The sequence below is a fragment of the Sulfurimonas sp. NWX79 genome, assembly GCF_039667035.1.
Taxonomy (GTDB): Bacteria; Campylobacterota; Campylobacteria; order Campylobacterales; family Sulfurimonadaceae; genus Sulfurimonas; species Sulfurimonas indica.
The window spans coordinates 18,116-43,260 of record NZ_JALCZL010000011.1 but is presented as its reverse complement, the minus strand read 5'-3'; the positions used below and the strand labels follow the sequence as shown (position 1 = coordinate 43,260).

The 25,145-nt window shown below is 37.7% G+C and carries 29 protein-coding genes; 18 read left to right on the top strand and 11 right to left on the bottom strand.

Annotated elements, in window-relative coordinates:
* Window positions 1–33 precede the first annotated feature (33 nt).
* Together MNY27_RS06340 and MNY27_RS06335 are read left to right on the top strand one after the other, a co-directional pair.
* Window positions 34–687 carry a response regulator transcription factor gene (locus MNY27_RS06340; protein WP_152184087.1) on the top strand — a complete coding sequence of 218 codons (654 nt, stop codon included), beginning with the start codon at window positions 34–36 and terminating at the stop codon, window positions 685–687.
* Window positions 680–1,822 carry a HAMP domain-containing sensor histidine kinase gene (locus tag MNY27_RS06335; RefSeq protein ID WP_152184088.1) on the top strand — a complete coding sequence of 381 codons (1,143 nt, stop codon included), beginning with the start codon at window positions 680–682 and terminating at the stop codon, window positions 1,820–1,822. The genes MNY27_RS06340 and MNY27_RS06335 overlap by 8 nt, the downstream gene beginning before the upstream one ends.
* On the opposite strand, the gene MNY27_RS06330 is transcribed toward MNY27_RS06335, so the two are convergent.
* The 4 genes from MNY27_RS06330 to MNY27_RS06315 all read right to left on the bottom strand — a co-directional run bounded on the left by MNY27_RS06330 (window position 1,803) and on the right by MNY27_RS06315 (window position 6,122).
* Window positions 1,803–3,044, bottom strand: a complete 1,242-nt coding sequence (locus tag MNY27_RS06330; RefSeq protein ID WP_246153833.1) for an HDOD domain-containing protein — start codon at window positions 3,042–3,044, stop codon at window positions 1,803–1,805. The genes MNY27_RS06335 and MNY27_RS06330 overlap by 20 nt on opposite strands.
* Before the next feature lie 53 nt (window positions 3,045–3,097).
* Window positions 3,098–3,685 carry a 2OG-Fe(II) oxygenase gene (locus tag MNY27_RS06325; protein ID WP_152184089.1) on the bottom strand — a complete coding sequence of 196 codons (588 nt, stop codon included), beginning with the start codon at window positions 3,683–3,685 and terminating at the stop codon, window positions 3,098–3,100.
* A 57-nt stretch (window positions 3,686–3,742) separates the two neighbouring features.
* On the bottom strand, window positions 3,743–4,723 hold the full coding sequence (locus MNY27_RS06320; protein ID WP_152184090.1) for an iron-sulfur cluster assembly scaffold protein: 981 nt from the start codon (window positions 4,721–4,723) through the stop codon (window positions 3,743–3,745).
* 175 nt (window positions 4,724–4,898) lie between these two features.
* Entirely contained in the window at window positions 4,899–6,122 is a 1,224-nt protein-coding gene (locus MNY27_RS06315) for a NifS family cysteine desulfurase (RefSeq protein ID WP_152184091.1), read from the bottom strand.
* 212 nt (window positions 6,123–6,334) lie between these two features.
* Between MNY27_RS06315 and MNY27_RS06310 the strand changes: the two genes are divergently transcribed.
* The 16 genes from MNY27_RS06310 (at window position 6,335) to MNY27_RS06235 (ending at window position 18,288) form a co-directional block, all read left to right on the top strand.
* Complete coding sequence (locus MNY27_RS06310; RefSeq protein ID WP_152184092.1) at window positions 6,335–7,594, top strand: 3-isopropylmalate dehydratase large subunit; 1,260 nt, start codon at window positions 6,335–6,337, stop codon at window positions 7,592–7,594.
* Between the two features lie 63 nt (window positions 7,595–7,657).
* Window positions 7,658–8,791 carry an OmpA family protein gene (locus MNY27_RS06305; RefSeq protein ID WP_152184093.1) on the top strand — a complete coding sequence of 378 codons (1,134 nt, stop codon included), beginning with the start codon at window positions 7,658–7,660 and terminating at the stop codon, window positions 8,789–8,791.
* Between the two features lies 1 nt (window position 8,792).
* The gene (gene mobA / locus MNY27_RS06300; RefSeq protein ID WP_152184094.1) at window positions 8,793–9,371 is read left to right on the top strand and encodes a molybdenum cofactor guanylyltransferase MobA; all 579 of its coding nucleotides are present in this window, start codon (window positions 8,793–8,795) and stop codon (window positions 9,369–9,371) included.
* Between the two features lie 43 nt (window positions 9,372–9,414).
* Entirely contained in the window at window positions 9,415–9,885 is a 471-nt protein-coding gene (moaC, locus tag MNY27_RS06295) for a cyclic pyranopterin monophosphate synthase MoaC (RefSeq protein ID WP_152184095.1), read from the top strand.
* Complete coding sequence (locus MNY27_RS06290) at window positions 9,866–10,141, top strand: DUF493 domain-containing protein (protein ID WP_152184096.1); 276 nt, start codon at window positions 9,866–9,868, stop codon at window positions 10,139–10,141. Before moaC ends, MNY27_RS06290 begins: the two co-directional genes overlap by 20 nt.
* A gap of 10 nt (window positions 10,142–10,151) precedes the next feature.
* A complete protein-coding gene (locus tag MNY27_RS06285) occupies window positions 10,152–11,180 on the top strand; it encodes a DUF6781 family protein (protein ID WP_152184097.1) in 1,029 nt (342 codons plus the stop codon).
* Window positions 11,181–11,272: 92 nt separating this feature from the next.
* Window positions 11,273–11,872, top strand: coding sequence for a DUF2231 domain-containing protein (locus MNY27_RS06280; protein WP_152184098.1), 600 nt, complete (start codon window positions 11,273–11,275; stop codon window positions 11,870–11,872).
* A 5-nt stretch (window positions 11,873–11,877) separates the two neighbouring features.
* Window positions 11,878–12,018 carry a hypothetical protein gene (locus tag MNY27_RS06275; protein WP_188109468.1) on the top strand — a complete coding sequence of 47 codons (141 nt, stop codon included), beginning with the start codon at window positions 11,878–11,880 and terminating at the stop codon, window positions 12,016–12,018.
* Window positions 12,018–12,287: a hypothetical protein gene (locus MNY27_RS06270; RefSeq protein WP_152184099.1), complete on the top strand. Its 270-nt coding sequence runs from the start codon at window positions 12,018–12,020 to the stop codon at window positions 12,285–12,287. The genes MNY27_RS06275 and MNY27_RS06270 overlap by 1 nt, the downstream gene beginning before the upstream one ends.
* 278 nt (window positions 12,288–12,565) lie before the next feature.
* Window positions 12,566–13,939, top strand: coding sequence for a sulfite dehydrogenase (gene soxC / locus MNY27_RS06265; RefSeq protein ID WP_246153834.1), 1,374 nt, complete (start codon window positions 12,566–12,568; stop codon window positions 13,937–13,939).
* Window positions 13,940–13,941: 2 nt separating this feature from the next.
* Window positions 13,942–15,087 (top strand): c-type cytochrome, encoded by a 1,146-nt coding sequence (locus MNY27_RS06260; RefSeq protein ID WP_152184101.1) that lies wholly within the window; start codon window positions 13,942–13,944, stop codon window positions 15,085–15,087.
* Window positions 15,088–15,106: 19 nt separating this feature from the next.
* Complete coding sequence (locus tag MNY27_RS06255) at window positions 15,107–15,559, top strand: thiosulfate oxidation carrier protein SoxY (protein WP_188109469.1); 453 nt, start codon at window positions 15,107–15,109, stop codon at window positions 15,557–15,559.
* Between the two features lie 45 nt (window positions 15,560–15,604).
* Window positions 15,605–15,919, top strand: a complete 315-nt coding sequence (gene soxZ / locus MNY27_RS06250) for a thiosulfate oxidation carrier complex protein SoxZ (protein WP_152184103.1) — start codon at window positions 15,605–15,607, stop codon at window positions 15,917–15,919.
* 164 nt (window positions 15,920–16,083) lie between these two features.
* On the top strand, window positions 16,084–16,524 hold the full coding sequence (locus tag MNY27_RS06245; protein WP_152184104.1) for an MOSC domain-containing protein: 441 nt from the start codon (window positions 16,084–16,086) through the stop codon (window positions 16,522–16,524).
* Between the two features lie 56 nt (window positions 16,525–16,580).
* On the top strand, window positions 16,581–17,537 hold the full coding sequence (locus MNY27_RS06240; protein WP_346392010.1) for a hypothetical protein: 957 nt from the start codon (window positions 16,581–16,583) through the stop codon (window positions 17,535–17,537).
* 10 nt (window positions 17,538–17,547) lie between these two features.
* Complete coding sequence (locus tag MNY27_RS06235) at window positions 17,548–18,288, top strand: DUF4395 domain-containing protein (protein ID WP_152184106.1); 741 nt, start codon at window positions 17,548–17,550, stop codon at window positions 18,286–18,288.
* 6 nt (window positions 18,289–18,294) lie between these two features.
* Here the strand turns inward: MNY27_RS06235 and aroC are convergent, their stop codons facing one another.
* From aroC to ccoG, 7 genes are all read right to left on the bottom strand, one after another.
* On the bottom strand, window positions 18,295–19,368 hold the full coding sequence (aroC, locus tag MNY27_RS06230) for a chorismate synthase (RefSeq protein ID WP_152184107.1): 1,074 nt from the start codon (window positions 19,366–19,368) through the stop codon (window positions 18,295–18,297).
* The gene (rnc, locus tag MNY27_RS06225) at window positions 19,368–20,048 is read right to left on the bottom strand and encodes a ribonuclease III (RefSeq protein ID WP_152184108.1); all 681 of its coding nucleotides are present in this window, start codon (window positions 20,046–20,048) and stop codon (window positions 19,368–19,370) included. Before rnc ends, aroC begins: the two co-directional genes overlap by 1 nt.
* Window positions 20,049–20,060: 12 nt before the next feature.
* On the bottom strand, window positions 20,061–20,489 hold the full coding sequence (gene rnhA / locus MNY27_RS06220; RefSeq protein WP_152184109.1) for a ribonuclease HI: 429 nt from the start codon (window positions 20,487–20,489) through the stop codon (window positions 20,061–20,063).
* Window positions 20,464–21,510, bottom strand: coding sequence for a tetratricopeptide repeat protein (locus tag MNY27_RS06215; RefSeq protein WP_152184110.1), 1,047 nt, complete (start codon window positions 21,508–21,510; stop codon window positions 20,464–20,466). The genes rnhA and MNY27_RS06215 overlap by 26 nt, the downstream gene beginning before the upstream one ends.
* A complete protein-coding gene (locus MNY27_RS06210; protein WP_152184111.1) occupies window positions 21,510–21,977 on the bottom strand; it encodes a hypothetical protein in 468 nt (155 codons plus the stop codon). The genes MNY27_RS06215 and MNY27_RS06210 overlap by 1 nt, the downstream gene beginning before the upstream one ends.
* A 98-nt stretch (window positions 21,978–22,075) precedes the next feature.
* Entirely contained in the window at window positions 22,076–23,140 is a 1,065-nt protein-coding gene (locus MNY27_RS06205) for a YeiH family protein (RefSeq protein ID WP_152184112.1), read from the bottom strand.
* Between the two features lie 551 nt (window positions 23,141–23,691).
* A complete protein-coding gene (gene ccoG, locus MNY27_RS06200) occupies window positions 23,692–25,137 on the bottom strand; it encodes a cytochrome c oxidase accessory protein CcoG (protein WP_152184133.1) in 1,446 nt (481 codons plus the stop codon).
* Between the last annotated feature and the right edge of the window lie 8 nt (window positions 25,138–25,145).

The window sequence follows — 25,145 nt, the reverse complement described above, 5'->3', positions numbered from 1 at the left end:
GGCATTATATATTATTATGATAAAATGGTTCCTATGAAATTACTACTTATGGAAGATGACCCCGTTTTATCTGATATTTTGCTTGATTTTCTGCGTGAGAGCTGGGAAGTTGATTATGCTTTTAATGCCGAAGAGGTTTACGAACTGCTCCAAAACAAACAGTATGACCTTTTTATCTTTGATATCAATGTAACAGGGCAAAACGGTCTTGAACTTCTGCAAGAGTTACGCTCTTTTAGTGATACCACACCTGCTATTTTCATCACAGCTTACGCTGATACAAAGCACCTGCAAAAGGCTTTTGATGTCGGTGCCCACGATTACATCAAAAAGCCTTTTGCTCTTGAAGAGTTGGCACTGCGCATTCAAAATACAAAACGCCTCTTTCACATAGAAGAGAGTGATACCTTGCTCATTACAGAAGGTATCTACTTCCACCCACAGACAAAAGAGATTCGTAAAGAAGATAAATCTATCACTTTAGGCAATAAAGATGCTCTTCTACTGAGTTATTTTCTCAAAAACAGAAAAAGACTTATCTCCAATGAAGAGCTTATACAAAACATCTGGGACTTTGACTCCCTGCCAAGTGATGCAACACTCCGTTCACATATCCGTACTCTGCGTGAAATCATAGGGAAAGAGAAGATAAAAACCATTCGTGGAGAAGGCTATCTCTATGAATAAAATCACAAAAAAATCTTTCTACTCCTTTTTGGCACTCTATCTTGTCAGCTCTTTTATCTTTCTTACCCTTGCTGCTTACTGGTTTTATACCTCACAGGTTGCCATGGAGAAAAATGCCAACTTCTACAAGATGAATCACATAGCAGACCTTGTCAGTGCCGAGGTAATTCACGCACAAATGGAAGAGAGACCGTTTAAATTACAAAAATTTGAGCGTGCTGTTGTAGGCCTTTATGACAAAGAACATAAACTTCTCTATGGTATGAGTGTTCAGGATGTCGATTTTTCCAATGATTTTTATATGAAAGAGGGCATCTTTACCCTTGTTTCTCAAAGGACAGCAGGACATCTTGATGTACAGTATGTAGTTGTACAGAGTAATGAGTGTGTCAAAAATGTAGAGAAGATAAAAAACAAGATTGCCTATGCTGTCATTATCACAGCTATCCTTATTATTCTTATCGCTATTTTTCTCTCCTATATCTTTTTAAAACCCATCAAAGAGAAAATGGAAGAGATTGAATCTTTTGTAAAAGATACTACCCATGAGCTCAATACTCCCTTAACAGCTCTTATGATGAGTACCTCACGCATAAAATCAAAAAAAGAGTATGATGAAAAAATTGTCAAAAACATCTCTATCAGTACAAAACAACTCTATGATATCTATGCCTCACTCAGCTTTTTGAGCTTTGATTCCCAAAGTGAAGCAGCGCAAAAACTTCGATTTGACAATGTCATAAAAGAGGATATTAATTACTTTAGCGAACTTTTAGAGAAAAAGAACATTCAGCTCAAAGCCAATCTTGAGCCTTGTGAGATTACTATTGCTCCGACAAAGTCTAAAATGCTTATAAACAATCTCTTAAGCAATGCTATCAAATATTCAAAACCAAAAACTACCATATCCATTACAACGACAAGTGACTCTTTTATCATTCAAGATGAAGGTATTGGCATAGAGAAAGAAAAGCTAGATTTGATTTTCCAGCGGTTTGTCCGTGCAAACTCTTATGCAGGAGGATTTGGGGTGGGTTTAAATATCGTAGACTCTATTGTCAAAGAGTATGGCTACAAAATTGAAATAGTGTCTGAGAAAAACAAAGGTACAACGATTACGCTACACTTTCGTTAGTATTTTCAAGTTTTGCGACCTCTTCAATACAACTCACGATAATATTTTTGATTCTGTTGGGTGCAAGCTTATACTTCATCTCAAAATCTACAATTGCATTGATATCCATATGCTCCATACTGCGAACCACTTTATAGATATCACCAAAAATACCCTTCTGTTGTAAGAGTGCCTCTTCAACCTCATCGGAGATATTGATATTTTCGAGTATCTCTTCAAGTGGCATCGAAAAAAGCGTATCCATCAACGAGAGTACTCCAACCATGTATGCTTCGCCTAGCATATTTGACCTTGCATCCGGTCGTATCTCTTTTAAAATCCTCTCCATTAACTCCGTTCTGTTTTTTACCATCAGCATCAAAGGCGATATCTCAAAATTTGAAGCAACCGACTTGGAATAGATCATCAGCATCAGCCATTTTGCAAGCTGAATTCTTCCAATGAGCACAATAATATGATGAATAGAGGAGATTTTTTTTCGAAACGAAAATGCTGCAGAGTTGATAAACTGCAGAAGTTGCACCGTAATTTCAGGATTTTTCTCAAACTCGTCTGCTGCTTCATCAATGTTTCTGTCTTCCATCAGCATATTGTAAAGCCGTAGTACCGCCATACGTGTCGGATTGTACTGTGCATTTTCTATGATTTTTGGCTGTGCGAAGAAATAACCCTCAAATGCATCACAGCCAAAAGCTTTTGCCTTCTCATGTCTCTTTTCATCTTCTATCTTCACACCAATGATTTTTATACCGTTGGCATGCAGTTTCTCCATGCTCTCTTGTATACCCTCTTCAATAAATACTTTACAGTAGGTAAAAGTATCTAACACAGATATATACTTCTCAAATACTTCGTCATTGAGTTTTATATTATCTATAGCCAGAATATAGCCCTTTGTATGGAGTTGATGGAGTCGTTCAACGACCCGTTCATTCATTGCAACATTGCTAAAGATAGAAAAAACAAAAAACTCCTTTGGAATTGAAAAAATAATATCATTCAGCAGGAACTTCTCATCTATTTTGACAAAAGCCCTTTTATCTCCAAGCAGTTGTTTCGTACCGAATTTATTGAGTACACTGCTAACGACAGCAGCACTTGCATATCTGTCATTGTCTATTTTGGTACTTTTTGGAGAATCCCGATAGAGTATCTCATAGGCAAAAATATTAAAGTTTTTATCTAAAATCGGTTGTCTTGCAACATATACATGTTTTATCATTTTTATATCCTATAAAAACATTATACAACATTTTTTTATTAGGTTGCTAAAATCTATTTGTCTATGCGATACCATCCTGCAATTGAATAACGGTCTTTTTTTGCAATATCAACTGCGTGAGGGAACTCTTCGCTCATAAATACAACGAGAGTATTTTGCTTTGGAAGTACTTTTTTGATGAGCTTGTCCTCTTTATCATAGATGAGCAGTTCTCCACCATCTCTCTGATTCCACTCCTCATTGAGATAATAAACCGTAGTGACAACTCTGTTTTTGGAGTTCTTAAAAGCATCAAGATGTTTTTCATAAAAATCACCCTTTTCATAGTGAGCAAAGTGTGCTTCGTAATATGTAAGACCAAGGAACAAAGAGCGATTGAGATACTCACGCAAGCCCGATGCAAAAGTAAGAAATTCACTCACACTTTCGCCATCTTCATCTAGCCAGACTATCTTATCACGACGCCTCTTTTTATCAAGATGCAAAGTATTACTGCTTGATATGCCTGCCTCTTTATAGTTCTGTTGTTTTTGTGCTTTTTGGAGTAGTTTTTGTGAAAGCTCTTTATCTAAGGCATCTTCAATAATAATATAACCCTCATTTACAAGAGCATCGGTAATTTTTTCGTAGAGTATTTCCATACAGGAAGTTTACACTGACACCCCTACGGGTGTCAAGTAAAAAAGAAAAAGGAGCTGTTAGATTGGTAAAACTCTGATTTTTGGAGAGAGTTTTTCTTTGAGCGTTGACTCGATTGCATAGAGTGTACCTGTAGCAGATGAAGCACAACCGTTACATGCACCAAGATATCTGATATAGATATCGATATAGTCATCATTTTTCTTAATATCGATGATTTCCATATCGCCACCATCCATGATTAAGAACTGACGAACATTCTCATCGATTACTGCATCAACAGCTTTGATCTGCTGAACAAGTGTCATCTCTTCGAAGTTTCCACCACCAGCTGCTTGCGCATCTGCCGCTGCTTTCATCTTCTCTTCATCCATCTCTTTGCGTGTCTGTTCCAAGATATCAACAAGGTAGTATTCTCTGTCTTCATGACCACCCGGTTTGATACAAGATTTACAAAAGCCACCTGCTTTTGTGTAGTCTGTGATCTCTTCAACCGTTTTAAGGTCATTGAGACGAATTACCTCTTGGATAGTACCAAGTGATACACGAGCACATTCACAAACAATGATCTCATCTTCAAAGCTCTCTTCATCAACACCTAGGTAAAGTGAAGCTGCTTTTTTGATAACATCATACGCCATAACAGAACAGTGCATCTTTTGCGGTGGAACTGCCGGAGTATCCGGATCATCACGCAGTGCTTTTTCAACATCAATATTTGTGATTTTTACTGCTTCTTGAACAGTTTTACCAATACAAAGCTCTGTCATAACATCACTTGATGCGATAGCAGTACCACAACCAAAAGATTTAAACTTAGAGTTTACAATCTTGTCTGTTTTTGGATCAACTTCCCAGTAAAGTCTTACTGCATCACCACAGCTCTCAGCACCAAAATCAGCAACAATAAGCTTGTTACCATGTGCCTCAGCTTCCTCAGGAGTAATCTCTCCTTGGTGTTGTGGGTTATTCATTAAGGTTGTTACTTTATTTGAGTACGCATCCCATAAAGAAGCGCCTAATAAATCATCTTTAGCCATAATATTCTTCCTTTAAATTTTTTCAAAATTTTAAGGGAACCTTTTTATCTTATTCCCTTTTTGTCACGTCAAAGGAAGCAATTCCTTTGCCTACGCTAACGATTGGTTTCACTCTAAAGGGCACTTACATCCTCAGCGGAAAGCTCACGCGACTAGTCACTTTTTAATAGTTTAATTAATGTGCCATATGGTGAGGAATGTGACATTCACCTGCTTCACCACCTGGAGTTGGTTGCACTTTTGCAAATGAGCTAGAAATCGCTCTTAGACGTGCAACTGCTTTTTTAAACTGCTCTATTGTGTAGTCAATCTCTTCATCTGTTGTAAAACGAGAAAGAGAAAGACGAATACCTGTGTGAGCCAATTCATTATCAGCACCGATTGCAAGCATAACTGTATTTGCTTCGAGGTCTTCTGAAGCACAAGCAGAACCAGTTGAAGCTCCAATCATTGAGTTGTTCAGATCCCAAAGCATACCTTCACCTTCAACCCCACGGATCGAGATTAAAATAGTATTTGGTGTACGGTTCTCACGTGAACCAACTACAAAAGTATCACTCAGCTCTAAAAGAGCATCTTCTAAACGGTCACGTTTTTCTCTGATTTTTGCCATTGTCTCTTCGATGTTTGTAGTAGCAAGCTCTATCGCTTTACCCATACCAACAATATATGGAACATTGAGTGTTCCTGAACGACGATGACCCATCTGCTCACCACCATGAAGCAGCGGAGAGAGCGCTTGAGAATTTTTAATGTAAAGTGCCCCTATTCCTTTTGGACCATGGAACTTGTGAGCTGACATTGAAACAAAGTCAACATGAACATCTTGCAGATCAACAGGAATCTTACCAATAGCCTGAACACCATCAGAGTGGAAAAGTACGCCATTTGCTTTACAGATTTCACCAATCTCTTTAATAGGAAAGATCATCCCTGTCTCATTACTTGCCCACATAACAGAAACAAGTGCTGTTTTGTTTGTAATAAAACTCTTTACAACATGCGGCTCCACAATTCCCTCTTCATTAACAGGAAGGTAAGTAACCTTTACACCTTGCTCTTCTAACCATCTACAAGTAGAAAGCACTGATGGATGCTCTACCTCTGTTGTAATGATATGGTCTTTTTCACCACCAACGATTAGATCATTAAATACTGATTTTAAAACCCAGTTATTTGACTCAGTCGCACATGAAGTGAAAACGATATCATCATCATCACTGGCATTCAGTGCAGTATATACCTGATCTATCGCTTTTTTTAAGTAAGGGTGTGTTGCCGTACCAAACTTATGAAGTGAACTAGGATTTCCGTAAAGTTCACTAAAAAATGGTTGCATCACTTCTACTACTTGTGGATCACACATCGTAGTAGCATTGTTATCTAAATATACTTGCATATTTACCTCTTTAAATTTAAGAATGATTATCACTCTTTTTAAATAAGACAATTTTTGTCCTCTTTTACTTATGACATGATAATAGCTTTGTCATTATGATTAGCTTAAGCCTAACTGAGTTTATCTTTGGCTTAAGTTTTTTATGCAGTTATTCTTAAATTGCACTATGCTATAATCGCACAATTATTAATACTATAAAAGGTTTACATACTATGGGTCAAACTATAACTGAAAAAATATTTTCTGAACATGTCGGTCACGATGTATATGCAGGTGAGATTGTTCGCTCACCTATCGATATGGTTATCGGAAATGACATTACTACGCCTATCTCTATCAAAGCTTTTGAAGAGAGCGGTGCAGCATCTTTGGCAAATCCAGACGGATTCTCAATTGTACTGGACCATTTCATCCCTGCAAAAGATATCGCTTCGGCAAATCAGGCAAGAATTTCTCGTGATTTTGCAAAAAAACATAATCTTAAAAACTTTTTTGATGAAAAAGATATGGGAATCGAGCATGCACTTCTGCCTGAAAAGGGTCTTGTAGTTCCTGGTGATGTTATCATCGGAGCTGACAGCCACACTTGTACACACGGAGCTCTTGGAGCATTCTCAACAGGAATGGGTTCAACAGACCTTGCATTTGCAATGATTACAGGAGGCAACTGGTTTAAAGTTCCTGAGTCTATCAAAGTAGTACTCTCTGGTAAACCTGGAAAATATACAACAGGAAAAGATATCATCTTAGAGATCATTCGTATGATTGGTGTTGATGGTGCACTTTATAAGACATTAGAGTTTACAGGAAGCACGATTGAGCATCTTAGTATGGATGACAGATTTTCTATGTGTAATATGGCAATCGAAGCAGGTGCTAAAAGTGGTATCGTTGCATATGACGACATTACAAAGGAGTTCTTGAGCGATAAAGATTTGGCACGTGAGCCTCGTATTCACTACTCTGATGATGATGCCTCGTACTCACAAATTTTAGAGATCGATGTTGCAAACCTAGACCCGGTTATCGCGTATCCGTTCTTACCATCAAACGGTCACTCAGTTGTTCAGGCAGTTGCAGACAAGATCAAAGTAGATCAGGCCTTTATCGGAAGCTGTACCAATGGTCGTTTGGCTGATTTAAAAGTCGCAGCTGAAATTTTAAAGGGCAAAAAAGTGCACCCTGATGTCCGTCTTATCGTCACACCGGGAACACAAAAGATCTTGCGTGAGGCAAATCACTTAGGCTATATCGACATCATCGTCGATGCAGGTGGTGTTGTTAGTAACCCTACTTGTGGTGCTTGTCTTGGAGGATACATGGGGATTTTAGGTGATGGCGAAGTAGCAATCTCTACAACAAATAGAAACTTTGTCGGTCGTATGGGCTCACGCAGTTCGAAAGTCTACCTTGCCAACTCGGCAGTTGCTGCAATCTCTGCGATTACAGGCTATATCACAGATCCACGATAATGAGCTCACCCAAAGCTCATTATTCTATGTTATAATTTTGTTATCACATTTTAAGGACAATTTATGAAACGTTTACTTTTACTCCCTGCACTACTTTTTGGCAGTGCTTCGTTTGCAGTTGATGCAAGATATGAAATCTCTCCAATGATAGGCTACAACCTTGCAGAAGGCAATGTTGGCATCAAAGGTGATGACCATTACTTAGGTGCTCTTGAACTACAGTACAACTATAAAGATTCAAAAATTTCTCCGGAAATCTCTGTTCTTTACTCTCCAAGTGCAGACTATGATGGAGGCGGAGACACTTCTGTAACTCGTCTTTTATTAAATGGCGTTTATGCATTTGACAAAGTAGGCAAAATCACTCCTTTTGCAAAAGCCGGTCTTGGTTATGAGTTTGTTGGTACTGAAGTTCCAAATCAAAATGAAGATGGTCTTGTACTTGATGCTGGTGCCGGTCTGAAAGTTCCATTTGCACCATCTTGGTCATTCAAAGCAGAAGCACTTTACCTTGCAAAAGTAAGCAGTGCACATAATGACAATGCAGACAATAATCTTGTCGCAATGCTTGGTCTTACATATACATTTGGTGCGACACAGACGAAAGAGGTTCCAAAAGAGGAAGTTGTTGAAGAAGTTGTAGAGGAAGCAGTTATTGTAGCGCCAAAAGAGATAGATAGCGATGGCGATGGTGTGTATGATGCACTTGACAAATGTCCAAATACTCCAGCAGGATCAACTGTAGGTGCTGACGGATGTGCAATCTCTTTAGATGATGATAATGATGGTGTTTTAAATGAAAATGATATCTGTCCAAATACACCTGCCGGTGAAGCAGTAAACTCTGATGGTTGTCCAGCAACTGTAAACCTTCATATTAATTTTGAGAACAATTCGGCAGAAATTCTTTCAAGCTCCAATGCAAAACTTGACAAATATGCAGATTTTCTGAAAAAGCATACAAACTACTCTGCAAAAATTGTAGGCTACACCGACAGCAGAGGGAGTGAGAGTTACAATAAAAAACTCTCTCAAAGACGAGCAGCTGCTGTTATGAAAGCATTGGTCAAAAGAGGAGTAGACCCTTCTCAACTGAGCGCTCTTGGAATGGGTGAAGCAAATCCGGTTGCTAGCAATGAGACTGCAGAAGGCCGTGCAAAAAACAGACGTATTGAAGCAGAGTTGACACGTAACTAATATGCTTACAATTCCCTGTGTCATCTTTGCAGGTGGCAAAAGCTCACGGATGGGAGAAGACAAAGCACTTCTCCCCTTTGCGGGCCACTCTACATTAGCAGAGTATCAATATACAAGACTCTCAAAAATCTTTCAAACTGTTTATATCTCATGCAAAGATGCTTCTGTTTTTCCTTTTGAAGCAAACTTTATCGAAGATGATAAAAAAAGTGATGTATACGCACCAACGGCAGGTTTTGTAGCAATCTATAAAGCCATCCCTGATGAGCGTTTTTTTGCAATCAGTGTTGATTCTCCCTTTATAGATGAAAACATCATCACAAAACTGCTCCATTGCGATAGAGATAATGTTGATGCTACCATTGCAAAAACCCCTGAAGGTATACAACCACTCTGCGGTATCTATCACAGAAGTCTTGAAAAAACTTTTCAAACAATGCTTGATGAAGAGAACCATAAGCTTGGACTTTTACTCAAAAATGCAAAAACAGCCTACTGTCTCTTTGAAGAGAGAAAATCTTTTTTAAATATGAATCACCCTGAGGATTATAAAAAAGCCCTCAGCCTTATACATTGTTAACACCTCTTTGCTATAATAGTAAAAAAGCAAAAAAGATATACTTATGAACCTAACACATTTAGATGAAAACCAAAGACCTAAAATGGTCGATGTCAGTGAGAAACAAAACACAACCCGCGTTGCTGTAGCAAGTGGTATTATAGAGATGAGTCAAGATGCCTATGATGCCATTGTAAGTGAAAAGACAAAAAAAGGTCCCGTTTTGCAGACTGCTGTAATAGCGGCGATTATGGGAACAAAAGAGACAAGTAGGCTCATCCCAATGTGCCATCCACTCAATCTCAGCGGTATCAACTGTGATATTGTGGAGCTTCCAAAACTTCCTGGATTTAAACTCACAGTCACTGCAAAACTTACAGGACAGACCGGAGTTGAGATGGAAGCGCTCACTGGAACATCTATCGGACTTTTAACTATCTATGATATGGTAAAAGCGATTGACAAGGGAATGATAATCAGAAATGTGCAACTAGAATCCAAATCAGGAGGAAAAAGTGGAGACTTTAAACGATAAGCTTGAAGGTAAAAAACTCGAACTGGAGTACCCTTGTAACTGGTGTTATAAAGTAATAGCCAGTGAGAGAGAAGCACTGCAAAATGCTATCAAAGATGTTATTAACGAAAGAGAGCACAAATTAAGTGACTCTAACAAATCAAAAACAGGCAAATATATCAGTATGAATCTTGATTTGCTTGTACATAATGAAGACGATCGACAATTTATCTATGATGCTCTAAAGAAACATCAACATATCAAAATGGTACTGTAAGGAGTTCATAATGGAATTAGAAAAACTACAAAAAGCATACAACAAACGCTATAAGAGTATTGAAAAAAGAGTAACTACTGCTTTTCGTGATGCCCAAATAGATGAAGAGCATCTCTCCCTTGAAGATATAAAAGCAATAGCAAACCTTATTATAGAAAAAGAGACACAGAATCTAGAAAATGATGTTGAAAAGCTTTTGGCACAAAAAGAGGCAATAGAGCGCGCACTAGAGAAAAAGTCTGAAGAGCTTCAAGAGAAAAAATATGAAGTATTTAATGCGCTTGAAGAGGAGTTCAAAGCTGACAACTCGCTTCTTGTAAAACTCCATCAGATAAAACTCCAATCAATTGATCTGTATGACATTCTCTCAGAGATGGTAGAGTCTACGATCATTACCGCACTTGAAAAAGACAGAGACGGTGATATTACAGAACCAGTAAAAGAGGTAATCAAAGAGATCACATTTGAATCTATCAAAGAGGGCTCACTCAATACCATTCGTGTGAGAAAAATACTCTCAACTATTTTGGCCTCTGCTATAGATGTATCAGAAGCAACACCAAATCGTGCCGATGAAATTTTATCGGCAACGCTCAAAGGTATGCGTGCTGGACTTATTCAGTCCATTGACAGATTTAAAAAACGCCTTGCTTATATGCCGGTAGAAGCAAAACACATCCTTATAGAAGATTATGACACGATCATAGAAGATCTGCATCAGACCGATACGCTCTTTGCTCAGGTTGTGGTTACTCAAGCAAGTGAGAGCTCACAAACGATTCGAAAAATTCTTCTCGATATAAACAATGAGATGAAATATGACCTCGAAGAGCTTGTACATATCTCTAAAGAGACAGCTGAAGTGATGAAAGAGCGTTTCTCATCATTTGCAAAGCTTGCAGTCAAAAAAGCTGATTCAGCACTCAACTCTCCAAAAGCGAAAGAGGCAAAACGTATGGGAATCCAAGCGTTCACAGTTGCCAAAGAGGCTTTGGGAAATGCTATTAAATCAGCAAAAGATGTTATAGATAAAAAATAGCTTAAAATAACAAATTATTATATTAAACTAAAATATCATTTCAATATTTTTAATATAATATTTGCAAAACACTAAAAATAAAAGGACATCTAATGATGATACATCCAGCTTCCGTTCACTTTGCTATGGTTTTACCTGTTGTAGCAGCAACTTTTGGTTTAATCTATCTGGCAACAAAAAAAGAAGGAATGTCAAAAATAGCAGCACGTACAACCCTTATCGCAGCACTTGCTATGATAGCAGCCTGGTATACAGGAAATCAAGCAGGACCGGAGATATTTGATTATCTCTCCAAAGAAGGCAAAGAAGAGCTTCTTGAACATAAATCTCTCGGGCTCTATCTTGCTATTGCAATGGGCGTTATTGCACTTCTGCAAATCGTAGGATGCAAACTTAAAAAATTCGGTCTTGAAGCACTTGCGATTATTCTGCTTATTGGAGCGATGGCAACAACCTTTTTACAAGGAAAACATGGTGGAGAAATAGTTTACAACTATGGTATGCCTTTTAAAGCTTACCTGATCGAAGATACTCTTAAAGAGGCTGTTGCAACGGCTGAAGAGTCTGAAGAGGATGACGCAAAAGTTGAAGCGTATGAAGATGCAATAGATGAAATTAGTACAATTTCTGAAGAGGTAGATGCAATCTATGGAAATACTCATGAAGATGATGATGAAGAGGATGATGAATAGCAGCAATGTCTACACAAATCGATAAAAGCGCACAAACTGCAATGCAAAAGGCATTAGAAGCCTATAAAAAGGATAAAAGCTCTGCTAAAGAGTTTTATCCTTGTTCACAGGAAATCTCACTCTGGCTCAAGGAGAAAAAGAAGTAATGCAGATACTCTGTACAAATAGTTTTGAGAGACAGCTTAAAGCACTCCTTCAAGAGTATGCCAAAGAGGATTTTTCAGCGACTAAGAACTATAAAATGTATCTTGATACTATCATTTTAAATATGCCGACAAAAGTTAAAAAGTTTAAAAAATCTATCTACTTTGATGAGGAAAATATTAAAGATATTGAACATCAAGGTCATATCATCCCCTTCTATATTGACGAAGAAACGGGTAATTATATCATTCTCGGAATTGTAAAAAAATAAGTTTTTTTCATATTAATAAGCTTATATTATTATAAAAATTACCTTTTAAAATATTAATAATTTTTATATTTTCTCTGAGTTACAAATTGAAACACGCTTTCTTATTTATACTTCGATTATCACATTTTTATCTCACAATTTTGTATAATAAACTCTGATATATATTTATTGTTAAGCAAAAAATGGCATAATGCCATAGTAAAACTCTTTGTATCTGTAAAAATTTTACAAAGTGAAATAATATAAATATGACAAACAATCTTATTAAGGAGAAAATTGTGGATATTAAAAAATCTCAACAAGACTTAGACTCTTTTGATACAAAGAGTTCAAGTGTTGACAGAAGAGAGTTTTTAGCAAAATCGGCAGCACTTTCTGTGACTGCTCTTGCTGGAACATCTCTTCTCTCATCAAACGCAAAAGCAGATGATCCAGCTATTGTTGAACCTACAGAGTGGGGAACAAAATGGGGTGATCCTGTAACAAAAAACCTTTATGGTATGCCTTCTAAGTATGAGCATAATGTAACAAGAAGATATACAAAGCTTCTCGCTTCTGGAAACTTCAGAGCATCTATCGCAGTTACTCCTATTCAAGAATCTATGGGTATCATCACGCCAAACGGTCTTTTCTTCAGTCGTTCTCACGGTGGTGTTGCACATATCGATCCAAATGAGCACAGACTCATGATTACAGGGTTGGTAGAGAAACCTCTTGTGCTTACTATGAAAGAGCTCAAGCGCTATCCGAGTGTGACACGTACGCACTTTATTGAGTGTCCTGCAAATGGCGGTCAAGAGTGGAGAGGTCCACAATATAACTCAGTACAGTTTGCAAAAGGTTTTATGTCTTGTGCAGAGTGGACAGGTGTTTATATTAAAGATATCCTTAAAGACCTAGGGGTTAAACCAGATGCAAGATGGATGCTTGCAGAGGGTGGAGACTCTTCTAAAATGGGAAGAACTATTCCTATGGAAAAAGTTTTAGATGATGCAATGATTGTTTGGGGACAAAATGGTGAGGCATTACGTCCAGAACAAGGATATCCTATCCGTCTTCTTGTTCCAGGTTGGGAAGGTAACTTATGTGTTAAATGGCTACGCCGTTTAGACTTCGCAAGTGAGCCTTGGTACTGTAAAGAAGAGACTTCTAAATATACAGTTTTAAAACCTAGCGGAAAAGCAATCCAGCACTTCTATGCAAATGAAGTGAACTCAACAGTAACTTCTCCATCTCCAGAGATTGATTGGTCAGATTTAAAAGATGGTGATATTGTAGAAATTGAAGGTCTTGCATGGTCTGGTATGGGTACTATCACTGGTGTTGATATCTCTTTTGACGGTGGAAAAACATACAAAGAAGCTAGCCTTAAAGGTTTAGTACTTCCTAAATGTTGGACTCGTTGGAGCTATGTCCATACGTATAAAAAAGGAGAAGAGTTACTTCTTACTTCTCGTGCTATGGATGATGCAGGATATATTCAACCAACAATCGATCAAGAAATCGTAAAAGTCGGTGTTGAAGCTGTTTATCACAGAAATGCGGTTGAGACTTGGAAAGTTGAAAAAGATGGTAAAGTAACTCACGTTGAAGTACGTTCACAATTGGACCGTAAAGCAAATGGTGAGTTAGTTATCGAAGGGAAGGCGTAATAATGTTTAAATTAAATAAAAAATTATTAATATCAATTTCTGCAGCAGCGGCTCTCTCTTTAGGTCTCTCTGCATGTATGGAAAGTGCTGCACCAGCAGGTACAAATGCACCTTCAACAGCTTCTATTGACGGTGGTGTTATGTACCCTGTAGTCAATGGAAAAACTGGCCCGTATTACGTAAACGAAAAAGCACATAATGCTGGTATCAAGTTCGGTCGTACTCCTACAGAAAAAGAGTATGAAGAGTGGAACTCTGATGTTATGGCAGATGGATCAGGTTTACCAGAAGGTGAAGGCTCTGTTGAAGAGGGTGAAGAGGTTTATGAATCTAAATGTGTAATGTGTCATGGTGACTTTGGTTCAGGTGGCGGTGGATATCCGTCACTCTCCAAAGGAAATGCTTATGAGCTTCATGAGACATTAACTTACCAAAGAATCAAACCAGACACTGATGGTCCTGTACGTGTATTTGGTACATACTGGCCACAAGTAAGTACACTATGGTGGTACATTAAAGATGCTATGCCGCATCCACTAACTGACTCTTTAAGTGATGATGAAGTATATGCACTTGTTGCGTATATCTTAAACATCAATGAGATGGAAATCGACGGACAAGAAGTTGACGATGAGTATGTACTAAATCGTGAAAAATTCTTAAAAATCAAAATGCCAAATGCAAATGGTTTTGAACCAAACATCGCAGGTCCAAATGGCCCAGAGAATGTACGTAAATACTTTGCAAATCCAGATAACTTTGGTGCTGTAAAAGTGAAACCGTCTGAGCGTTGTATGACAAACTGTCAAGAACCAACTGCAAAAGTTGTATATATCCAAGGTGCAGGGATCAGTGATTTCCATCCACCACTTTCAGCTGTACGTGACCTTCCAAAAGAAGAAAACACTGCATTCAATGCTGAGAAGGTATATACTGAAAGCTGTGCAATGTGTCACGGTGCAGATGGTATGGGTGCTCCGGTAGTAGGTGATAAGGCTGCATGGTCTGCTGTTTTAACTAAAGGAAAAAATAAAGTTTATTCTAATGGTATAAATGGTATAAATGGCATGCCTCCAAAAGGTGGTGCTGATTTATCAGACACTGACTTTAAATCTGTTGTTGATTATATGATCAGCAAAAGCAAATAAATTCAATAAAGGAAAAATTATGGAAAGAAGACAATTTTTAAGTATGACTTTAGGTGCTGTAGCGTTAGCTGCGGTTCCTGCAAGTGTTAGAGCAGAAGATTTCAGAAAATCAAAGCCAAATGTATGGACAGCACACACTGTTGATGATGCTATTAAAGCTATGTATGGTTCTACTGCATTAACTATGGAAGGTGTTAAGCTTACTGCTCCAGATGTTGCAAGTAACGGTGGCGCTATTCCTGTTGATTTTTCAACTGACAAAGATGTTAAAACTATCGCTGTTTTCCAAGATGCTAACCCAGAAGCTGCAGTACTTGTAGTTGAGCCAAACAAATATAGTGTAAACAAATACTCTATCAAAATCAAAATGGCTAAATCTGGTACTATCACTATCGTTGCTGAAGGTAAAGACGGAAAACTTTACGCAGCTAAGAAAACTTTAGATGTTGCACTTGGTGGATGTGAAGGTTAATCCTTTCCATTTCTAAAATTAACAAATAAATATTAAGGAAATAAAATGGCTGGTATTAAAGTAAAAGCAAAATTAAAAAATGGTGTAGTTAATGTTAAAGCTATGGCTAAACATGCAATGATGACATACAACATGGCAGAGAAAAAAACTGGAAGCAGAGATAATGCAAACTTCATTACGCATATCAGTGCAACTGTAAACGGTGAAACTGTATTTGACATGTCAACGTCTCAGTTCTTATCTAAAAACCCTATCTTTAAATTCCAATTTAAAGGAATCGGTAAAAAAGGCGACAAAGTAGAAATGCTTGCTGTTGACCTTAAAGGAAAAACTTACAAAGGTAAAGGTAAAATCAAATAATCTTTTGATTTTACCCTCTTAAAAGAGCAAGCATACATGCTGCTCTTTACCAACATACATTTTTAACCTCTTAATCTTCATACACTCTTTTTTCAAGTTCTATGTGCTCCTCAATGACTAGTAGATTTTGAAAAAACAGTGATATAAATTACAATGGACAGACAATGCAAGGAAAAGTAGTAGCACTCTACATTACAAAAAACGATGCCGATAAAACAAGAGAGAGACCCTCTATAATAGATCTAGATGAGAATGGCATTATCGGTGATAAATTTTATGCAAAAGATATGCAAAGAGCAATTTTAATCACAGCAACCGACAGTTACAAACTCGCAAAAGAGAATGGTATAGATATCACTGAGGGCTCTTTGGGAGAAAATCTTCTTATAGACATAAACCCATATCATCTGCTTCCGGGAGAGAGGTTGAGTGTTGGTGATACACTTCTAGAAATCACTCAAAACTGTACACTCTGCAAAGGGCTCTCGACATTAAACTCTCAACTCCCAAAACTTCTCAAAGATGACAGGGGTATCTTCGCAAAAGTCGTCAATGGACCTCATAGAATAAAAACAGGAGATGAAGTCAAAATACAAACTTATTAATATATAAATAATATTAATAATGCTACAGTTATACAATTTATCAAAGGGGCTATATAGTGGAAAGACTTTTATTACGATTTATTATAACTTTTGTGAGTATCTTTGCTTTTACTTTGCATGATGCTACAGCGAAAACATTACAAGATGTTCAAATTTATACTTCTGCAAACAGCAGCGGTACCATAACTACAAAGAGCATAGAGGCAGCTTTTGATACAGTAGGCTTAAGTGTCGCCGGTAATAATAATATGAACATACCTTTTGAAAAAAGGTTTAAAAAGAGACACTATAAGGTCTATAATCTTGCTATGTTTATGAACACTGATCTTACATATAAACTTCTTAAAAAATATCCTTCTTTTGGGGCTCTTACACCTTTGACAATGTCTATTTGGGAGGACAGCAGTGGTAATATGAACATCGCTACACTTACGTATAACGGCATGGCACGAGCAACAAAGATACCTCCAAATGACAAAGATTTACGTGCATACGCTGCTCTTGTACATAAAGCGTTGAGAAAAGCAATGCCAAATGGACACTTTAAAAAGATGTTTACAAAACCAACGCATCAAAACAGATCTTTTCAAATAAACTTCACATCCGAAGTTGAGCTTGAAGATGATGCAACTGTCGAAGATTTCATTGAAGATTTTGAGAGTGAATTTGAAGGAGAATTAGAACCACTTGGTTTCTTATTTCCAAACTATACAAATGTTCAGGAAGAGATTTTCGATGATTATGAATACAATGCGTATGATTTTTACCATACCTACTCCATTTGTAAATTTGATGTAATCTACCCTGTATCAAAATACCATCCAGAAGCCGGTGCCTGGGCACCTTGCTCTTTTTATCTTTATAAGAAAAAAGGCGAAAAAAGTATGCATATGGGCTTTTTAGGTGTTGAGAACTGGATTACAACACTAGATATAAAAGATAGACAATCAATAAAGCCGCTCAAAGAAGCACAAGGTATGATTGTAAAAGTTTTAGATGAAATAGCACAATAAAAGGATAGATTTGAACCTACAGAGTTTTTTATGGGAATATGGAGAAAAAGTTCCCGGTTACGATGTTACTGTCATCAACGAAAGAGAAGCACGGGCAGCAGCAGGGATTCTTGCAACACTTGGAATGATTGTAATATTTGTGGGTATAGGATACAACCATATTATCGTTGCGCGCGTCTATTTGGCATTTTTATTTATCGATTTTACAGCAAGGGTTATAAGCCCTACATACTCCCCTTCTCTACTACTGGGAAAATTTATTGTCCGCAATCAAAAACCTGAATATGTAGGAGGCCTACAAAAGCGCTTCGCATGGACACTTGGCTGGATAGTATCCTGGCCTATGCTTTACTGGTTTGTGCTACACTGGGACATTACCTTTTACAAAGTCATGATCTGTGTACTGTGTCTTACGCTGATGACTCTTGAGAGTGCCTTTTCTATCTGCGTGGGGTGCATGATATACAAAGCCATCACAAGAGAAAATGCGAAACATTGTCCGGGTGGAGTATGTGAGATTCGTCAAAAAGAGCCTATACAAAAATTTAATCCTCTGCAGGCAACTATAGCTGTAATAACGACAGTTGGGCTTATTATAGGGATATATCTCTTTCTTGCAAAGACAGAGTCAAAAACATTCTTTGGGGCTTTTTTACATGAAGCAGTACTCACCAAAGCACAACTAGAAAAAGAGAAAGAAGAAGCTTATCAAAGAGAGTTGGAAAAAGAGTTTGGAGATGATGACTTCTAAACTCTTCTACTGATAATACTTTACAACTCCATCCATACGTGAGCCCATATTTAAAAGCAGCATATCAGCGATAACAAGTGCTGCCATAGCTTCACAAACAATAGTACCGCGAATGGCAACACAAGGATCATGACGACCTTTAAGGGCAAAATCAACCTCTTCATTATTTGTTGTTATCGTATGCTGTTCTTGAAAGATAGAAGGTGTTGGTTTAAAGTAAACATTGAGCACAATATCATCACCATTACTAATGCCACCCAAAATCCCTCCTGCATGATTAGACTCAAATCCATCGGCACGGATCGCATCATTATTCTCTGATCCAAGCAGACGTGAGCTAAGCACTCCATCACCAATCTCTACTGCTTTTACAGCATTGATTCCCATCATTGCATCAGCTAAAACACCATCAAGTTTATAGTACAGTGGCTGTCCAAGTCCAACAGGAACACCTTTAATAAGTACACGAGAAACACCTCCAACAGAGTCATGTCTACTCTTTGCTTCGAGTATTGCTGCTTTTTGTGCCTCTTCTACTTTTGCATCAAGTGCATAGATAATGCTCTCATTCACCCTTGCATAATCATACGACTCTGCTTTAATGCCATGAACTTCACTAATACCACTGAGTACTTCAATGCCAAGAGAGCGCAACATCAGTTTTGCAATCGCACCTGCTGCAACACGAGCCGCAGTCTCACGAGCCGAACTTCGCCCGCCACCACGATAATCACGCAAACCATATTTATGAAAATAGGTAAAATCTGCATGCCCAGGGCGAAAAATATCTTTTATATTTGAATAGTCACGCGATTTCTGATTCGTGTTATAGATAATCATCGCTATTGGCGTCCCTGTACTCTTTCCTTCAAAAACACCACTGAGTATCTCTACTTTGTCAGCCTCTTTACGAGCCGTTTCAAACTCACTCTTACCCGGTTTTCTACGATCTAGCTCACTCTGAATAAAAGCCTCATCAATCTCTAATCCTGCCGGCACACCATCTAAGATACATCCAAGTGCCTTTCCGTGAGACTCTCCAAATGTAGAAAATCGTAATTTCATGCCAAAACTGTTCACTATTTTTCCTCTTTTAATATATCAACTGCCAATTTCGCAGCCTCTTGCTGCGCTATCTTCTTACTCTTACCAATTGCTCGTGCGTACTCTTTATCTTCGATATATACTGCTACTTCAAACTCTTTTTTATGGTCAGGTCCACGTGAGGCTATAACCTTATACTCCGGAGTGATCCCAAAGCGTGCCTGCGTGAGCTCTTGAAGTGTTGTTTTAAAATCTCTAAAGAGTGAATCTAAAGAGATCTCTTTATGATTTTCTTCAATAAGTTTGATAGCTATCTCTTGGACTCTCTTGAGACCGGCTTCTAGATAAATGGCCCCCATTATCGCTTCAAAGGCATTGGAGAGCAGCGATGATTTCTCACGTCCGCCATTATTGTCTTCCGCATTGGAGAGTAGTATATAATCCCCAAGATTAAGAGCACGTGCCAATTTATCAAAACCTGTCTCATTGACAAGAGATGCACGTATCTTTGAGAGTTTCCCTTCATCAGAATCTCGAAACTTTCTAAAAAGATACTCGCCTACCACAAGGTCAAGTACCGCATCTCCTAAAAACTCCAAGCGCTCATTATCGTAGGGCTGTTTATAACTTTTATGTGTCAGCGCTTCGATAATGAGCTTTTTGTCTTTAAACTCGTATCCTAACTTCTTCTCTAATGTCTCTATGTTTTTATGCATATTGTCCTCATTTTACAGTGAATCCTTCGCTTTTTGAGCTGCATCACGAGCTAGTTTGTCACAACGCTCATTCTCAATATGTCCATCATGTCCACGCACCCAAATCGCATGAATCTTATGTGGTTTTGACACCTCAACATACTCTCTCCACAAGTCTGGATTTTTCACTTTTTTAAAATCTTTTTTTATCCAGCCATCAAGCCACTCATTGATACCCTTAACAACATAAGAAGAGTCCGATACTATATCGACATCACAAGGTTCTTTTAAAGCTTTCAGCCCTTCAATAACCCCTTTTAACTCCATTCTGTTGTTTGTAGTATGAAACTCTTGGCCACTAAGCTCTTTTTCTTTGTCTCCATAGCGAAGAACGACGCCATATCCTCCAGGACCTGGATTTCCAAGAGCACTGCCATCACTGAAAAGAGTTATTTTCTTCACCAAAATCCTTTGCATAGTCTCGACTTAAACTCCACTCTACCATTGCCGTATCAATGGCATGACACGAGCTACAACGACTAAATGCAAAAGGGGCAACACTTTTACAGCTGCTGCAGATATACTCAAAGCTCAGTGTTGCATTTGCTTTTGCATCAAGTTTAATTAAAAGATCAAACTCAAAAACAGAACTTCTGTCACTAAGCTTGACATCACCACGAGCACTGTAAAGCTCACGCAGAAAAGAGTTTTGTGAAATTATATCTAAATTCAGATCCTTTCTATCGCATCTCCAAAGTACTTCCGTGAGTAACTCACTCTTTGAAATATCCAAGTTTTCCCATGCTTTTTTAGGGTTCACTCTAAAGAGATACTCAAAAATAAGGTAACTTAGATAGTGGTTTTGCTGGTAAATCTCTAAAAGTTTTTCCACCTTTTCCTGCTCATCTGTCACATCATCACTGAGTATTGCAAGAGCCTGTAGATATGCTCGCTCCAATGCGATATCTTCATCTAGTTCATCAAGTGGTTCTAAAACTTCTAATGCAGACTGATAATCTCGCATATATTCATACACCAAAAGTAAGTAGTGCAGTGCTTGCGGCGTACGGGGGCTTGATTTGAGTATCTCTAAAAAGATCTGCTTGGAACGTTCTAAGAAACCAGCTTTAAAGTAGGTTTTTCCGAGTAAAAACATTGTCTCTCTCGTATTAATACTTCCTCCAACATTGAGTATCTCATTGTATATCTCTATACTCTTTTCATACTCTCCGTTTTTATAATAAGAGTTTGCGAGTAACAGCCATGACTTTTCAGAAAGCTCTCCACTTGAGATGAGTACCTGCAACTCATCTTTTGAAGGGAGTGTTTTAAACTGTCGTAAAAATCTGTCTAAATGACGAGAGTCTTGCGTACGCTTATAACGCCCCCACCAATAGGAAAAAAAAGTGATGATGAAAATAATGGCAAAAAAGATAATAATAGAAAAAAGTGGGTCACGAAATTCAATAAAAAACATATCCATTAATCATACACCACTATGCCATAATCATTTTTCAAGTTATAAAAAGTACAATCGTGCGTAATCTCCAAATCTTTCATCCGTCCGAGTTGAATAAAAGAGTTGCGTGAGACCTGTATACCGTTTTCACGAAAGAACTTACGGATATTTACGAACTTTACATCTTCTACAAACTTGTACTCAAACTCCCTGTGTAGCTTCATCTTATCGGTCGTGAACAGATGTTCATTAACATGCAGTTGGTCTGATGCGTACTTGATTGGCAGATATCCTGAAAGGTCTGTCAAAATCTCTTCTACATATTCATGTTTTTTTGGAAGCGTATTTTTTTGAATAAAAATGTACTTGTTGTTGAGTTTTAAAGTTTGTGTATTTCTCCAGTATTTATAAGCAGGATTGGAGACGCCAAGTTTTGCATAAACTTCACGCCATAGCCAAAAAGAGTTAAGGGTGTTGGGAAGTGCTGACATCTCTTTTTAGCTCCTTTATTAATCTCTTAGAGTAGATTATATACTCTTTTTTCCTAGAGTTTTCTAAAGTGCTAAAAAGAGTCCTCTTTTTAGACTTTTTAAAAAGCAGCCGTTACAAATTTTGTAACAACAAATCCACCTGCAATAAGCCAAACAAACATTGCTCCGGCAGTATAAAGCGGTGCAAGACCAAGCCCTTTAAATTTTGAGAAGATTGTTCCCATACCAAGTGCTGTCATCGCCATTGTTAAGAGGAATGTATCTATCTCATTGATAACACTTACTATATTATGCGGAACCAGATCTAAAGAGTTAAATCCTGCCATACCGATAAAATAAACCGCAAACCATGGGATAACAAGTTTTACACCACTTGTAGCTCCACCAGTTTTTTTCGCTTGCATTGAAAGATAGATGCCAAGAACGATAAGCATCGGTGCAATCATAATAACACGTGTCATCTTTACGATAACTGCAGAGTTAGCCATCGTTTCAGGAGCACCTGGAACAGAAGCAGGAACAGCAACAACCTGTGCCACCTCATGAATCGTACCACCTACATAGATACCAAACTGCTCCGGTGTCATATGTAAAAACCCTGTTGCAGGCTCGATAATCGTTGAATAAAGTACCGGATATAAGAACATTGAAATTGTACCAAAGAGAACAACCATAGAAACAGCTACTGCAGTTTTATGTCCTTCAGCTTTGAGTACCGGTTCTGTTGCCAAAACTGCAGCAGCACCACAAACAGAAGCACCACTTGCCGTAAGCATTGATGTGTCTCTGTCCATTTTAAAAGCTTTGATACCAAGATATGTACCTAAGATAAAAGTCGTTGAGAGCATAATAAGTGATACCATAAAACCACTCATACCCACTTCCATAATCTGTTGAAATGTAATTCTAAAACCATAAAACACGATTGCAAAACGCAGAATCTTTTTACCAGAGAATGTAATACCTGTTCCCCATTCGCTAGGGATATGATTATGAAGTGTATTTGCATAAAAGATACCTAAAACAATACCGATTACGAGTGGAGAAATCCCAAGAGATTTTACAAATGAAATTTGTGCAATCGACGTTGCAGCAGCTGCAAAAATTGCAACAAAGATGATACCAGAAATAGTACCTTTTCTATTTTCCTTTGAAAATGCCATTATTTACCTTTGTAGAAATTTATAAACGAGAGGTGCAATTATAGCAAAAAATTATTTATCTTGGCTTTTGACCTCTATATTACTACAACTCTAACAACTACTCTTTGCGGCTGTAGTGCTTTTTTCATTTACAAGATATGATTTAATCGCTCTTGCTCTTTACTTTGCAAGTCAAGATTTTTAAAGCAAAAGGTTATACCCGCAATTCATTAAGGGAAAAGAGTGAAGCATTTGCATCATTTGTATTACTGATAACTCTCATTGATTTTAAATGAAAGCGCTCCATCGTCTACCTGAGTGTATGCCTTAGCTTCCCTTTTGTATAGAGCATCCCTTGTTTATTGACGCATAGCGATGCTTTGGCATTTATCTCATTTTCCAAAGTTTTAATAAGTTGTGATTTTACAATGACTGGAATGAAGAAAAACCCAACAAAAGGATAGGCTAGAAAAAGATAAGAGAGGTATTTTATGAATTTAACAAACAAAGCTAAACTTCATTAGTTATAGTATCTAATGAAGTTTAGCTAATTTAGTGTCAAAGTAGAGTTATTACTTTGTAACTCCTAAAACACTCTCTTTTGGGAAAACAAATGTAGAGTGACGTAATACGGAGATTTTTTCACTCGGTTTACCATCTTTGTTCAGTGCATATGCATGGATAGTAATAGGAATGATAGTATCTTTTCTAGGGTCATCTACTAACATCTCTGTTGTTCTGAGTGTAACGATTTTTTTCTTTTTCACACCAGGTACAACTCTAAATGGTTTTGAAGGTTTCACAATTTTGATTTTACCTTCCATACCTTTTGGCGGAATAACTTCAAAGAAAAATTCCATTGGCTCATTCTCAGTATTTTGCAATAAGAAGATATAAGAGTTATCTACCGTAAACTTATCAGCTGATTGATGCTTGATGGAGTAGAGTCTTGTCTCTTTGTTGATATTTAAAAGCATATGCTCTTTTGTACTACCCATAAAGCCCAAGATAATACTGATACCTACAAGAAGCACCATATATGCAATAACTTTCGGACGGAAATATCTTGTTTTTCCTTTTCTCTCAACAATCTCATACTCACTCGACCATGTAACAAGAGACGGTTTGCCAAGTTTACCCATAACTGTCGTACATGCATCTACGCACTCAAGACAGTTGATACACTCAAGCTGCAGACCTTTACGAATGTCAATATGTGTCGGACATACCGTCACACACTTCTCACAGGTCGTACACTCAGCTTCAGGGTCAATTGCCTGCAGGTCTTTTTGTTTCGTGACAAGTTTATGATGCTCTTCATCATAGATTTTACCACCACGGTGCTCATCATAGATAGCCATAACCGTATGTTCATCATAAAGAACTGACTGCACACGAGAATATGGACAGACATAGATACAGAAGTTCTCTTTTAAAAATATAATGTCATATATCAAAAATGCCGCAACACCTACAACAAAACCAATCATAACCATATGATTACCAGGATTGTTCAAGTATTTAAAGAAATCTTCCGGTGGAATGAAGTACCACATAAAGTCTGCACCTGCAATAAGTGCTAAAACAGTCCAAATTAAAATAGCGATTACTTTTTTCGCTTTGTTTTCAGGTTTGGACATATCCGGCTCTTGCTGCTTGTTCCCAATACGCTTGCGCAGCTTTAAAAGTTTTGTCTCAATCAAATCACGATAGATGACGCGAAATACTGTTTGCGGACATACCCATCCACAAAAAACACGTCCTCCAAGAACCGTCATACCAAAGATACCCAAGAAAAGTATCATCAATAAAAACGGCATCAAATAGAGCTCTTGCATATCAAACTGAACAAATGCAAGATGGAGTTTCATCTTATCAAAACTTAAAAGGAAAAAATGATTTCCGTCTATCTTAATCCAAGGCAAGACTAAAGAAACAACTGTTGCCAAAGCATATACGTAATAACGCTTTATTCTCCATGGAGTAGGTATCTTTATACCTTTTTTCTCTTCACTCATATATAATT